Source organism: Sporolactobacillus sp. THM19-2 (assembly GCF_004153195.1).
In the GTDB taxonomy this organism is placed as follows: Bacteria; Bacillota; Bacilli; order Bacillales; family Sporolactobacillaceae; genus Sporolactobacillus.
In genome coordinates this window covers 1-13176 of the sequence record NZ_SEMC01000033.1, presented here as the reverse complement: position 1 = coordinate 13176, position 13176 = coordinate 1, and the positions used below count along the sequence as shown (strand labels likewise).

Sequence of the window (13176 nt, the reverse complement as noted above, 5' to 3'; positions counted from 1 at the left end):
CCTCGAAAGATATGTCGAATCGACCTTAAATCCTAGATACACACATATAAAAATTAAAAGTCCGAAAACAGGCTACCTGTCGCCTGTTTTCGGACTTTTGTGTACCTAGAAACTGTCGAAGTCGAGTTAAAAGCACTTCAACTATTATTAGTATCTTGACAAAATATATTGATTAATCTATATTTAATGTAAATTATTCGTATTTAAATAGTAGGATTTAAGAGGACTCTATATGAAATTATCAACAAAAATTACCGTTAGTTTACTACTCGGTATCATTGCGGGAATTATTCTTAATTTATTTTTCCCAAGTATTGTTCCTGGTCTGGACCAATATGTGTTATCGCCAGTGGGGAAAATCTTTTTAAGAGGTATTCAATTTATTGTTGTACCAATCGTCTTTACTTCACTAATAGTTGGTTTTACGAGTATTAAAAACTCGGAAAAAGTTGGAAGGCTTACTTGGAGATTATTATCATTGTATATTGTAACAAACTTAGTAGCTCTTGTAGTCGGAATGGCAACTGCCGCTATCTTAAAGCCTGGGAATTCCGTAAGCGATATTGGTGAATTAAGCACGCAAAAAGCGGCTCAAGGCCAAGGAATTCTGGATTGGCTGGTTTCAATCGTTCCAACAAATCCATTTGAGTCGTTTTCAACAGGTAATTTATTGCAAATTATCTTCACGGCGATTTTAATCATTGTAGGTATTCGCCTTGTTGGGGAAAAAGCCAATCCATTTGTATCCTTTGTTAAGAGCTTTCATGAGATTATTGGAAAAATTACATCTGTTGTCATGAAGTTTTCACCTATTGGGGTGTTCGCCTTAATTTCCTCTGTTATTGCAACCCAAGGATTGGAACTTGTCCAAAAACTAGTGATGTATATCGTTGGATTAATTCTAGCGGTTGTCATTATGATTTTTGCCTATTTCTTATTTTTAACCTTTATGAAAATTTCGCCTGTTCGTTTCTGGAAAAGCTTCCTACCAGCTTTCGGTATCGCATTTGGTACCTCAAGCTCTAACGCTGCTTTACCTGTTGCGATTGAAGACGCGCAGGGTCCCTTTAAGATGAAAAAAGAAATTGCAAGTTTTGCCATTTCATTAGGAACGGCCTTAAAACGTGATGGCGCCTGCATCATGCAAGGTTTTAACGCCTTATTTATAGCGCAGCTTTTCGATGTAGAGCTAACACCAACTCTCATTGTGAGCGTCATGATTAGTACGGTCATTGTTTCCTTTAGTACAGCAGGTGTTCCCGGTGCTGGAATCATTATGATGTCAACCGTATTAACTGCTGCAGGTTTACCATTAGAAGGCATCGCCATCGTTGCTGGTGTCGATCGTCTAACTGAAGGATTTAGAACGCTTTTAAATGTTCTTGGCAATACAGCTAATGCGGCTATGCTTGATAAGTGGGAAAATAAAGAAGTGGAATCAGTAAATTAGGATTATATTAAAGCATTTTCTCACCTTTTACCCCATTGATGGAATAGCTGGCGGTAATGTCTGCTTTTAATGAATGAGCAACAGAACAATATTTATCTTTTGATAGTTGAATCGCCCGGATAACTTTGTCTTCAGGTAATTCACCTTCTAATGCATAATGAATATGGATATTAGTAAATACCTTTGGTGGATTTTCTGCGCGATCTCCCTTTATATCCATGTGAAAAGAGGTAGGATCCAAACGCATTTTTTTCAAAATCATAATAATATCAATACCTGTACAACCCGCAACGGCGTTCATTACAAGCTCCATCGGTCTTGCACCTGAATTCTGCCCACCTATTTCCTCTGCTGCGTCCATTCTAATTTCATGACCAGAAGCCGTAGCCCCTGAAAAAGCCATATTTCCAGCCCACTTGACAGTTAATTCCATAAGATGATCAAGCTCCTTTCAATTACATATTTTAGCACTATACTTCAGCAGAAAAAAATTTTCTGGGAAGTGTGTGCCGTTGTCCCTTTGCCTTCCCCAAGCGAAACACCAGCCCTTCTTATTATCCCCAATGCCATATTTTTTGTACGACTTTCATAGGAAATTGGAGAAACGTTCTTTTAAAGCCTTATCTGCTTCCTTAGAGAACTCCTTATGGGTTACATTCCCCGCCTTCCCGCACTCGCTTTTGCCAGAACCTCTGAAAAATCATAATCAGATCCTGTACCGCCATACACAGATCAGTAAATGATTCCTTTGAGAAAGGCTCCTCTTTTGTGATGATTTCTTCTATTCCGCCGGTCTGCTCACGATAAGGAGCGGATGCGCTATGAGGAAAAAGTAAAATCAGTCAGCCTTCTCCTTTTCTGTGTATCTGCATTTTGGGAATCCTGAGCAGCCCAGGAAGTGCTCGCCACAGTGTTTCCCGTGCCGTGCTACCCGTTGCACCATGGGCTTTCCGCATCGTGGGCAGATTTTTTCACCTTCTGTGAGTGGTTCTTTCGGAGCGGACCTTGTAACAGGATTCAGTTGTCGGTCTTCTTTGATCTCGTCAGGGACGGTTCTTCTGGTATTTTTTTCCGGTTGCGAGTGATCCGGTGCGTTTTCTTCTGCAAAAGGTCTGTCAGGGTCCAGAGATGACGCAGTCTCCGTTGCTGTTTGTTTCACTGTACGCTTATTCTGAGAGAGAACACTTTTCTTTGGATGGATTCGATACTTTGTCTGAATGTTCTCGATATGGGTCTGTTTCGTTTCTTCGGAAGTTTGTGAATACGGAAAAAGTATCTGATAGATGGATTCCACGTCATTGTGACTCAGAACTGCTTCGGTGCCGGCAATCGTTCTCTTAACAAACGGCTTGACCTGGTGCCGATTCATGACGGCTGCCTTCCCCTGATCCAGGGTAATCTTTTTCAGTTCGCAGCGGTCACTGAATAGAATAATAGAATGACAGACGATCTGCGCATAATCGGAAAGACACTGCTTCAAGTGACTGATATGCCCTTCGTTTTGCATAATCGGATTATAAAAGTGATTTTTCACGCTTTTCCTGCCGGCAGCGAGTGACTGGGTCCAGGTTCGCCGGCTTTCCGTTCCGAAAATCCAGCCGCTGTAATTTTTTGACTCAAAAACGTACAGCCCGCTTGGATGGATCAGTAACACATCCAGTTCAGTCGTTGTTCCATCTTCTTTCGGCAGATAAACATTGAAAAGAAAGCGTCCTTCTTTTCCCAGTGACCGCAAATGTCTGTATATGAGATATTCACCATAACTGCCGGTTGAACGCATCATTCGCAAAAAAGGGCGATGGGTAATGCGATAGTATTCCGTTTTCCTGTATTTTGCATTGGAATAAGCATAAAACAAAAACGCACAGATAAGGGTACCCACGAACAGTTCAATTAAAAATCCGTAGAGTTGAAGCATTTGACCGCCCCTTTCTTTTTACGGTTTCCGGACGTTAACGAATAATAGGGCTTAACGTTTCCAGTATGGCTTCTTTATCCATTCCAGGCTCAACTTCTTTCAAATATAAAAGCTGAATGACTTTTTTGTCGATAGCCGAATAGTGCGTCACAGCCTGATTTTTTTCCTGCTGAAAGACACTGTCCTTATAGTCATATGTGTCATTTCCAAGGCCAAGAGCCTGAGTGATTTCTTCCAGTATCACTTCATTCCGTAAATCCTGACTCAGATCCCTGTCAATTAATAGATAAGCCTTATATATCATATTGTCAGAATCGAAATAGTTGAAATAGCCCCAGTTATTTCGATAGGTCGGACCTTGATATTTTGCCATGTCTTTGTCTTTTGGAAAATAAATACTCATATTTTCTTTACGTTTATCGGACGGATCCAGCACGGAAATATCAAGACCCGTTAACCGGCTTAACGCTTTGGCTGTTTTTTTAATCATATCCCTGTCTTCTTTTGTTGTTTCCAGATAGGATTTAATCACAATGGGTTCTGTCCATTTATTTATGAACTTATCATTTGGATTATATTCTGTTCCCAGAGCAATTTTCAAAAAGTAACGGACTTCTTCTTTTGAGAAGGCAGTTTCGAAGATATGAAAGGTTCTGATATCGATATTTTTTAAGCCATTGCTCTGATCCGAAGAGATGATTTTAAGCTGGTGCTCTCCTGGCTGTGTGATCGCTTTATTCAGTAGCCAGGGCCTGTTATCTACATAAGCCCTGTAATCGATTCCGGGTTCTTCTTTTACATGAATAGCAGCCTGTTTTAAGTGAATAGATGAGGGCTCAATATTCACCAGTGGATACCCGGGTTTCTCCATGTCGATTGTTAAATGAAATGTTTTATCCACCGTTTTTCCTGAAAAACTGATTTCTGCTTTGATCAGATGCTTGCCGTTCCGGTTAACGGCGGTCCCCTCTTTATACTTCTTTCCATCGATGTAGAGCTGATAGTGATACAGGCGCCGTTTATTTTCAAAGTGGATCTTTACCGGTTCGTTATATATCGCATGATATTTGTTTCCCTTAATAAAAATTTCAGGCTCAGGCGGATGGAAAAATACAAAAAACACCCCTGAACCGATAAGTACTGTTATCAAGACAGCCAGACTGATCCGTTTCACCGTATTCCTCCTGTTTGTTATGTTACGCTCACTGGTGGTCCAATCAGGCGTACGACTGAATCGCCGACAGGCAGGTAAATAACCCATTTTCTATGTTATCGGCATTTTTTTCTGGCGTTTTTAACTATTCGTAAAAAAATTTTTCCATCACTGGATATGACAGATTCCATTTCTCCATGTGTTGAACAGACTTTTTAGAGACTTAATCTGTCCTGATCAGGGACGGATCGATATGCGAAGCTGCCTGGCCATCAGTCGTATCGGAACAGACTGATTCTCTATCTATGGACGTCTTCTTATTCTATAGTGAAAAAAGCGCCACCTGCGAATATAAGCAAATGGCACTAGTGCTGATAGAGCATTATTTTCTGGGCAGATACCGAAACACCTCATCATCATCAAAAAACTCGATCAACTGGCTAATCCAGTTGAAATAATCCAGATGCTTTCTGGATTCTTGCAGAAAGTCTTCTGCTGTCTTCTGATCATCCTCGGAAAGCTCGCCTTTGTTCAGAAGCTCGGTTAATTCCTGATAGATCCGTTTTTCCTGTCTGCGGTTGTTACGGATCATTCGCCGCCAGGTCTCGGTAAATAATGAAATAAAAATCTGATAGTAATCTCGTTCAACGTCATAAAGGTCCTGACGCACACCTTTTGTGAACACTTTCTCAGCGATTCCGAGTTCCGCCAGCTCACGGACGACCTGACTCATACGGGTCTTGCTCATCCCCGTCGCCTCTGAAAGTTCAGACAGGGTCATTGGCCTCCGGTTCAGATAGATGATACCAAGGACACGACCAAGTGTCGAGGGAAGGCCGAACGTACTCATGTTCTCAGCAATCTGCTCGGCAAAAAGGATCTGTATCTGTTTCAGACGATTATCTTCCAAAATAAAATGCTCCCCCTCACATCCGACATTGTCATTTTTCTCCCCCTATTTTCTTAGAAAAATGGCTTAAGATCAAGTACAGAACCAAAATTTTTCAGCGAAAAACAAACGCACTGGACACTAGTTTTATACATTATATATAGTCCATGCAATTTATTTGCTGTATAAACTTTATATTACACACAATTTATTATATCATTAATAGAGAAGATAGAGCGACGATTCATGTGTGATCAGGGCGCAGAAACTCATCAGAACACACCATACCGCCGTACATCACCGCTTGACGGGCGTTCTGCTTCTTTTTTCAACGACCGAAAAGAAGCAGGATTCATCAGACAGGTGGTTCTCGAAAGGGATCGTATCAATCTATCAATTAATCGGAGGGTTATTATTGTTAAAACTTGAACATGTATCCAAGTTATATACAGGAGGAAAAGCAGCAGTCAGGGACTTTTCTCTGGACATCGATCAGGGGGAGTTTATCTGTATCATTGGGCCAAGCGGTTGTGGAAAGACAACCACACTGAAAATGATCAATCGGCTGATTGAACCCACTAAGGGGACTGTTTATCTGAACGGCGAGGACATTCTGAAAAAGAATCCCATTCAACTGAGACGGCAGATTGGATATGTGATTCAGCAGATCGGGCTGTTTCCACATATGACTATTGGTGAGAATATCGCGCTCGTGCCGAAACTTCTGAAGTGGCCGTCTGCCAAAAGGAGAAAGCGTGCTGAAGAATTGATTGATATGGCTCATCTCGGGACGGATTATCTGGATCGTTATCCAAGTGAACTCAGTGGGGGGCAGCAGCAGAGAATCGGTGTACTTCGGGCACTGGCAGCTGATCCGCCATTGATCCTGATGGACGAGCCGTTTGGTGCGCTCGATCCGATCACGCGTGACGACCTTCAGGATGAATTCAAGAAACTCCAGCAGAAAATGGGTAAGACCATTGTTTTTGTGACGCATGATATGGATGAGGCCATCAAGCTGGCGGATCGGATCGTCATTATGAGAGAGGGTGAAATCGTCCAGACTGGAACGCCGGATGACATTCTTCGAAATCCGGAAAATGACTTTGTTAAAAAGTTTATCGGAGAAGACCGCATGATTCAGACGCGTCCTTCTCTGGAACGGGTGGAACAAATCATGGACGAACATCCGGTGACGATCAGGCAGAACAGAACACTGTCCGAAGCGGTTACGCTGATGCGCCACCGACGCGTCGATACGCTGCTTGTGGTTGACGAGAAAAAGCGATTCATTGGGTATGTCGACATTGAAAACATTGACCAGTCCCGGGGTGAATCGAAGTTTGTCGGCGAAGTGCTCCAGACGAATATTTTCACCGTACGTCAGGATACGCTCCTCCGTGATACCGTTCGCAGAATTTTAAAGCAGGGAGCGAAATACGTGCCTGTCATTGATGAACAGGATCACCTGACAGGCATTGTGACGCGTGCCTCACTGGTGGATATCGTATATGACAATATTTGGGGTGCTGATGATGGGGTAGCCGCTGAAGATAAATAACGGGAGGCTGATTAATACGGACGCCTGGATTCAATTTTTACAAACTAATGGACTGGAACTGTTGAACAAGACATGGGAACATTTGTATATTTCTATGATCGCCGTTGTCATGGGCATCATCGTCGCGGTCCCGCTTGGAATCATCATGACACGTATGAAGCGGGGAGCCGGGATCATTCTCGGGGTAGTTAATGTTTTGCAAACGCTGCCCTCACTGGCGGTGCTGGCATTTTTCATTCCCATTCTCGGCATCGGCAAGCTGCCGGCGATCGTCGCCCTCTTTCTTTACTCTGTGTTACCGATTCTCAGGAATACCTTTCTCGGGATTAAGGGAGTAAACCGCGATCTGCTGGAGTCGGGGCGAGGCCTGGGCATGACGGGTTTTGAACGGGTACGGATGCTGGAGCTTCCGCTGTCGGCGCCAATTATCATGGCCGGCATCCGGACATCCTCAGTCTATCTGATTGGATGGGCAACGCTGGCTTCTTTTATCGGTGGAGGAGGCCTCGGGGATTACATCTTTATTGGTCTAAACCTGTATCGGCCAGACTACATCATTGCCGGTGCGATCCCGGTCACAATCATTGCCGTATTGGTGGACTATTTGTTTATGTTGATTGAAAAAAAGGTCACGCCGAAGGGCATCAGGATGACAGAGGGACTGCAGAAGGAGTGAGCGTTCTGAAGAAAAAAATTAAATATCTGGGATGGATTCCGTTACTGATGAGTCTTCTTCTGATTGGCGGCTGTTCGCTGCCAGGACTCGGTGCTTCGTCCGAAGAGCCCGTTCGCATCGGGGCACAGAGTTTCACGGAATCGGAAATTCTGGCGAATGTAATCAGTCAGTTGCTGGAACATAATACTGATCTGGATACCCGAATCGTTAAAAATCTCGGATCCAACTTCGTTTCGCAGAAAGCGCTGGAGAACAACGAGATCGATCTCGCGGCAACACGGTATACTGGAACCGATCTGACAAGCATTCTTAACCAGAAAGTGGAAAAAGATCCTGAGAAAGCGCTGAGGATCGTTCAGAAGGCATTTCATGAACAGTACGGCTATAAATTTTATGATTCTTATGGATTCGCCAACACTTATGCTTTTACCATGACAAAAGAAAACGCCGACAAAAATCATTACCAGAAGATATCGGATCTCCAGGCTGACGCCGATAAGCTGAAACTCGGTGTCGACAATGCCTGGCTCAAACGCGCCGGTGACGGATACCCGGCATTTAAAAAGACTTATGGATTCGCCTTTGGCAAAACGTATCCGATGCAGATTGGTCTGGTTTATGACGCGGTAAATCAAGGCCGGATGGATATTGTCCTTGCCTATTCTACTGATGGCAGAATCAAAGCCTATGATCTGAAGATGCTAAAGGATGACCGGCGATTTTTCCCGCCTTATGACTGCGCACCCCTTATTAAGGAAAACACAATCAAAAAATATCCGGAGATTGACCGGGAACTGAAAAAGTTACAGGGGGTTATTTCAACAGAAAAGATGCAGGAACTGAATTATGAGGTGGATGGAGAGCTGAAGGAGCCCTCCACTGTGGCCAGGGAATTTCTTGAAGCACATGATTATTTTGAGTAAAGGGGAAAAAAGAAATGAATGTAATCAGCCAATTGTGGACCTACTACGTTCAAAACGGAAGTTACGTCCTTGTTGAATTTTACCGACATTTTCTGATGTCCGCTTATGGCGTGCTTTTTGCTGCCATTGTAGCGATCCCATTAGGCATTTTCATTGCAAGGCATCGACAGCTGAGTAAATGGATATTTGCAGTCGCTAATGTCATTCAGACGATCCCGGCTCTTGCGATGCTGGCGGTGCTAATGCTCGTCATGGGGCTTGGAACAAACACGGTTGTCTTCTCGCTGTTTCTGTATTCGCTCCTTCCCATTCTGCGTAATACCTGTTCGGGCATCAGAAACATCAGTCCGGCCTACCTTGAGTCGGGCCGGGCAATGGGCATGACAAAATTCCAGATTTTCCGAATGGTGGAATGGCCACTTTCGCTGTCTGTTATTATGGGAGGACTGAGAACGGCGCTGGTCGTGACGATCGGCATCACCGCGATCGGAACTTTTGTCGGCGCCGGTGGACTCGGAGATATCATCGTCCGGGGAACAAACGCAACGAATGGAACGGCCATCATTCTGGCTGGCGCCATTCCAACCGCAGTCATGGCTGTACTTGCGGATCTGCTCCTCGGCTGGCTGGAGCATGCGCTTTCCCCCGTCAAAAAGGCGAAAAAGACGAAAGAAAGGCAGTCGCTGGCGGCCTGAGTCACTCGGTTACCTTTCTCTATCGCAGCCAGAGCCTCATCCTGAATCCAGGATGAGGCTTTCATCTTCATATGAAACAGGCAGCGACGTGAATCTTATGGGCCTATGCATCGTCCCGGCTGCGATACACAACACCTGATTAATGATCCTTCCCCTCCAGCCAGGAAAGTTGATATAATTTTAGAATAACAAGTCATTGTTTTGATTTTTAACATAGAATAACCTACAATGTTGATGTTCAGGATTTTACAGGAGGATTATTAAAAAGATGACACACTCTATGAGACTTAAATTCCCAACTTTGAATCCGTATCTTAATATGTTCAAAGACTCTGTCTGTGTGCAGAGTAAACGGGATCAGTCCGTCCTTTTTTAATAATCTTGACGTACCTGTTAAATACGGCAAAAAAAGAAGGGTGGATCATTCTGCCCTTCTTTTTCAGTTTCTGATATTGATAAAAACGTATCGTGACGTCTATTTCTTATGCTCATGAATCTAATCAGGTGCTCAGGAAGACCTTCCTCAGGATCAGAGGAGTAAACCGCGATCTGCTGGAGTCGGGGCGAGGCCTGAGCATGACGGGTCTTGAAGGGGTACGGATACTTGAGCTGCCGCCGCCCGCGCCGATTATCATGGCCGGTATCCGGACATCCTCAGTCTATCTGATTGGATGGGCAACGCTGGCCTCTTTTATCGGTGGTGGAGGCCTCGGGAATTATATCTTTATTGACCTGAACCTGTATCAGCCGGACTACATCATTGCCGTTGTGGTTGGCTATCTGTTTATGTTGATTGAAAAAAAGGTCACTCCGAAAGACATCAGGACGACAGAGGGACTGCAGAAGGAGTGAGCGTTCTGAAGAAAAAAATAAAATATCTGGGATGGATTCCGTTACTGATGAGTCTTCTTCTGATTGGCGGCTGTTCGCTGCCAGGACTCGGTGCTTCATCCGGAGATTCCGTTCGCATCGGGGCACAGAGTTTCACGGAATCGGAAATTCTGGCGAATGTAATCAGTCAGTTGCTGGAACATAATACTGATCTGGATACCCAAATCGTTAAAAATCTCGGGTCCAACTATGTGGGGCAGAAAGCCCTGGAGAACAACGAAATCGATATCGCGGCAGCACGGTATACCGGAACCGATCTGACAAGCATTCTTAATCAGAAAGTGGAAAAAGATCCTGAGAAGGCGCTGGGGATCGTTCAGAAAGCATACCACGAACGGTTCGGCTATAAATTTTATGACTCTTATGGATTCGCCAATACTTATGCCTTCACCATGACCAAAGAAAACGCCGACAAACATCATTACCAGAAGATATCGGATCTCCAGCCAGACGCCGATAAGCTGAAACTCGGTGTCGATAATATCTGGCTCAAACTCGCCGGTGACGGATATCCGGCATTTAAAAAGGCTTATGGATTCGCCTTTGGCAAAACATATCCGATGCAGATTGGTCTGGTTTACGACGCGGTAAAAAAAGGCCAGATGGATATTGTCCTTGCCTATTCTACTGATGGCAGAATCAAGGCCTATGATCTGAAGATGCTAAAGGATGACCGGCATTTTTTCCCGCCGTATGACTGTTCACCTGTTGTTAAGGAAAGCACGCTCAAAAAACATCCGGAGGTTGACCGGGAACTGAAAAAGTTGCAGGGGGTTATTTCAACGGAAAAGATGCAGGAGCTGAATTATGAGGTGGATGGAGAGCTGAAGGAACCTTCCACTGTAGCCAGAGAATTTCTTGAAGCACATGATTATTTTGAGTAAAGGGGGCTCTCCCGCGTTAAAAAATGCAAAGGAAAAACAGTCGCTGACCGCCTGAGACACCCGATTACATTTTTCTATGGCAACCAAAGCCTCATCCTGGTGGATCCAGGATGAGGCTTTCATCTTCATATGAAACAGGCAGCGACGTGAATCTTATGGGCTCTGTGCATCGTCCGGCTGCGATACGCAGCACCTGATTGATGACCAACCTTTTTTCTGTATGAGCGTAGCACCATCACCCTGCCGCAATTCTCATGCAAAAATCGCCTTCAGCACAGTTTAATTGCGCTGAAAGCGATTTTTATAACGCTCTTTATCCATTTCTATTTGATCTCACATTCAATAGCAAGCAACCGGAAATTTTAATACCGGCGGTGGGGGTCGAACCCACACTCCTTACGGAACACGATTTTGAGTCGTGCGCGTCTGCCTATTCCGCCACGCCGGCAAATAAAAATAAACATAAAAAATGGAGGCGACACCCGGATTCGAACCGGGGCTAAGGGTTTTGCAGACCCGTGCCTTACCGCTTGGCTATGCCGCCATCATAAATAAAATTGGAGCGGAAGACGGGATTCGAACCCGCGACCCCCACCATGGCAAGGTGATGTTCTACCACTGAACTACTTCCGCATTACTACTGGCCCAGCTGGATTCGAACCAGCGCATGACGGCACCAAAAACCGTTGCCTTACCGCTTGGCTATGGGCCAACAACAGGGCGGTTAGTGGGGATCGAACCCACGCGTGCCGGAACCACAATCCGGTGTGTTAAACCGCTTCACCATAACCGCCATAATAAGCAGGGGTAGTAGGAATCGAACCCACACTAGAGGTTTTGGAGACCTCTGTTCTGCCTTTAAACTATACCCCTATATGTAAGATGGAGGGAGAAGGATTCGAACCTTCGAACCCGTAGGGAGCGGATTTACAGTCCGCCGCGTTTAGCCACTTCGCTATCCCTCCATGAATATATATATAAATGGTGCCGGTCAGAGGACTTGAACCCCCAACCTACTGATTACAAGTCAGTTGCTCTACCAATTGAGCTAGACCGGCATACCGTAATGGTGGCTCGAGGCGGAATCGAACCACCGACACGAGGATTTTCAGTCCTCTGCTCTACCGACTGAGCTATCGAGCCGTAATATAAAGCAGTTTGTTTGATAAATCAAATTCTGAACAAACACACTGATATGAATAATAAAACGAACGGGTCCGAGCGGATTTGAACCGCCGATCTCCTGCGTGACAGGCAGGCATGTTAACCACTACACCACGGACCCATATGTATTGCGGGGGCAGGATTTGAACCTGCGACCTTCGGGTTATGAGCCCGACGAGCTACCGAACTGCTCCACCCCGCGATAATTTGATAAAAATATCAGTAAATGGTGGAGGATATAGGGTTCGAACCTATGACCCTCTGCTTGTAAGGCAGACGCTCTCCCAGCTGAGCTAATCCTCCATAAAGAAAGAAAATGCTTTCTCTCTTAAAAACACCACTATATTTTATTATATGGTGAGTAAAAAATCAAGATAATATGGTGACCCGTGCGGGATTCGAACCCACGAACCCACCGTGAAAGGGTGGTGTCTTAACCACTTGACGAACGGGCCATAAATGGCGGAGAGCGAGGGATTCGAACCCTCGAGACGGCCTTAACCGTCTACACGATTTCCAATCGTGCTCCTTCAGCCTCTCGGACAGCTCTCCAAAAGGCTTCATGACAGAGCCCGTGTCTGCTCCGCCCGTTTTTCGGCTGATAGCCGGATACTCTGTTTATGAAGCACAGTATTCATTTCAATATCAAAGATATTGCCTGGCAGTGACCTACTCTCACAGGGGGGCAACCCCCCACTACCATCGGCACAGAAGAGCTTAACGACCGTGTTCGGGATGGGAACGGGTGTGACCTCTTCGCTATGACCGCCAGACTTGAAAATCACCCGGGGCCAGACGACCCCTCAAAACCGGTAACGAAAGATACAGCACGTCTTTTTTCCTTCTGTCCGCTGACTTTGGGTTAAGCCCTCGGCCGATTAGTATCTGTCCGCTTCACGCGTCACCGCGCTTCCACTCCAGACCTATCCACCTCATCATCTCTGAGGGGCCTTACCAGCTTAAAGCTGTGGG

General features: G+C 45.1%; 11 protein-coding genes, 14 tRNA genes, 2 rRNA genes and 1 pseudogene. 8 read left to right on the top strand and 20 right to left on the bottom strand.

Translation table 11 applies throughout. From position 1 onward, the window contains the following. Positions 1–232 precede the first annotated feature (232 nt). Positions 233–1450 (top strand): dicarboxylate/amino acid:cation symporter, encoded by a 1218-nt coding sequence (locus EWH91_RS14010; RefSeq protein ID WP_129930831.1) that lies wholly within the window; start codon positions 233–235, stop codon positions 1448–1450. Between the two features lie 7 nt (positions 1451–1457). Here EWH91_RS14010 and EWH91_RS14005 read toward each other — a convergent pair whose 3' ends face one another. The 4 genes from EWH91_RS14005 to EWH91_RS13990 form a co-directional block, all read right to left on the bottom strand. Continuing rightward, complete coding sequence (locus tag EWH91_RS14005) at positions 1458–1883, bottom strand: OsmC family protein (protein ID WP_129930829.1); 426 nt, start codon at positions 1881–1883, stop codon at positions 1458–1460. Between the two features lie 405 nt (positions 1884–2288). Beyond that, positions 2289–3368: a nuclease-related domain-containing protein gene (locus EWH91_RS14625; protein WP_129930827.1), complete on the bottom strand. Its 1080-nt coding sequence runs from the start codon at positions 3366–3368 to the stop codon at positions 2289–2291. A 34-nt stretch (positions 3369–3402) separates the two neighbouring features. Beyond that, positions 3403–4542 carry a DUF2927 domain-containing protein gene (locus EWH91_RS13995; protein WP_165364340.1) on the bottom strand — a complete coding sequence of 380 codons (1140 nt, stop codon included), beginning with the start codon at positions 4540–4542 and terminating at the stop codon, positions 3403–3405. A 361-nt stretch (positions 4543–4903) separates the two neighbouring features. Continuing rightward, positions 4904–5371 carry a GbsR/MarR family transcriptional regulator gene (locus EWH91_RS13990; protein ID WP_129930839.1) on the bottom strand — a complete coding sequence of 156 codons (468 nt, stop codon included), beginning with the start codon at positions 5369–5371 and terminating at the stop codon, positions 4904–4906. 454 nt (positions 5372–5825) lie between these two features. Between EWH91_RS13990 and EWH91_RS13985 the strand changes: the two genes are divergently transcribed. The 7 genes and pseudogenes from EWH91_RS13985 (at position 5826) to EWH91_RS13955 (ending at position 11040) form a co-directional block, all read left to right on the top strand. Continuing rightward, complete coding sequence (locus tag EWH91_RS13985) at positions 5826–6971, top strand: betaine/proline/choline family ABC transporter ATP-binding protein (protein ID WP_129930823.1); 1146 nt, start codon at positions 5826–5828, stop codon at positions 6969–6971. A 10-nt stretch (positions 6972–6981) separates the two neighbouring features. After that, positions 6982–7647 carry an ABC transporter permease gene (locus EWH91_RS13980; protein ID WP_483315842.1) on the top strand — a complete coding sequence of 222 codons (666 nt, stop codon included), beginning with the start codon at positions 6982–6984 and terminating at the stop codon, positions 7645–7647. A gap of 47 nt (positions 7648–7694) precedes the next feature. Next, complete coding sequence (locus tag EWH91_RS13975; protein ID WP_129930835.1) at positions 7695–8570, top strand: osmoprotectant ABC transporter substrate-binding protein; 876 nt, start codon at positions 7695–7697, stop codon at positions 8568–8570. Positions 8571–8584: 14 nt separating this feature from the next. Then, positions 8585–9265: an ABC transporter permease gene (locus tag EWH91_RS13970; protein WP_129930821.1), complete on the top strand. Its 681-nt coding sequence runs from the start codon at positions 8585–8587 to the stop codon at positions 9263–9265. 268 nt (positions 9266–9533) lie between these two features. After that, the gene (locus EWH91_RS15090) at positions 9534–9641 is read left to right on the top strand and encodes an erythromycin resistance leader peptide (RefSeq protein ID WP_129930819.1); all 108 of its coding nucleotides are present in this window, start codon (positions 9534–9536) and stop codon (positions 9639–9641) included. Positions 9642–9769: 128 nt separating this feature from the next. Beyond that, positions 9770–10117, top strand: a pseudogene (locus EWH91_RS13960) (ABC transporter permease subunit); the annotation flags it as partial. Positions 10118–10164: 47 nt separating this feature from the next. Further along, a complete protein-coding gene (locus EWH91_RS13955) occupies positions 10165–11040 on the top strand; it encodes an osmoprotectant ABC transporter substrate-binding protein (protein ID WP_129930833.1) in 876 nt (291 codons plus the stop codon). A 366-nt stretch (positions 11041–11406) separates the two neighbouring features. On the opposite strand, the gene EWH91_RS13950 is transcribed toward EWH91_RS13955, so the two are convergent. The 16 genes from EWH91_RS13950 to EWH91_RS13875 all read right to left on the bottom strand — a co-directional run. After that, positions 11407–11488: transfer RNA gene (locus EWH91_RS13950), tRNA-Leu, on the bottom strand. A gap of 22 nt (positions 11489–11510) precedes the next feature. After that, positions 11511–11584: transfer RNA gene (locus EWH91_RS13945), tRNA-Cys, on the bottom strand. A gap of 14 nt (positions 11585–11598) precedes the next feature. Continuing rightward, positions 11599–11673 (bottom strand) — tRNA-Gly (locus EWH91_RS13940). A 7-nt stretch (positions 11674–11680) separates the two neighbouring features. Further along, a tRNA-Gln gene (locus EWH91_RS13935) sits at positions 11681–11752 on the bottom strand. Between the two features lie 7 nt (positions 11753–11759). After that, positions 11760–11833 (bottom strand) — tRNA-His (locus EWH91_RS13930). Between the two features lie 9 nt (positions 11834–11842). Then, a tRNA-Trp gene (locus EWH91_RS13925) sits at positions 11843–11913 on the bottom strand. A 10-nt stretch (positions 11914–11923) separates the two neighbouring features. Beyond that, positions 11924–12005: transfer RNA gene (locus EWH91_RS13920), tRNA-Tyr, on the bottom strand. Between the two features lie 17 nt (positions 12006–12022). After that, a tRNA-Thr gene (locus tag EWH91_RS13915) sits at positions 12023–12098 on the bottom strand. 9 nt (positions 12099–12107) lie between these two features. Further along, positions 12108–12183, bottom strand: a tRNA-Phe gene (locus tag EWH91_RS13910). A gap of 69 nt (positions 12184–12252) precedes the next feature. Then, a tRNA-Asp gene (locus EWH91_RS13905) sits at positions 12253–12325 on the bottom strand. 7 nt (positions 12326–12332) lie between these two features. Beyond that, positions 12333–12406 (bottom strand) — tRNA-Met (locus tag EWH91_RS13900). Between the two features lie 25 nt (positions 12407–12431). Beyond that, positions 12432–12507: transfer RNA gene (locus EWH91_RS13895), tRNA-Val, on the bottom strand. A 77-nt stretch (positions 12508–12584) separates the two neighbouring features. Then, positions 12585–12659 (bottom strand) — tRNA-Glu (locus tag EWH91_RS13890). Between the two features lie 5 nt (positions 12660–12664). Further along, positions 12665–12756: transfer RNA gene (locus EWH91_RS13885), tRNA-Ser, on the bottom strand. A gap of 104 nt (positions 12757–12860) precedes the next feature. Then, positions 12861–12977 (bottom strand): 5S ribosomal RNA (gene rrf, locus EWH91_RS13880). An 85-nt stretch (positions 12978–13062) separates the two neighbouring features. Next, positions 13063–13176: ribosomal RNA gene (locus EWH91_RS13875) — 23S ribosomal RNA — on the bottom strand; the annotation flags it as partial.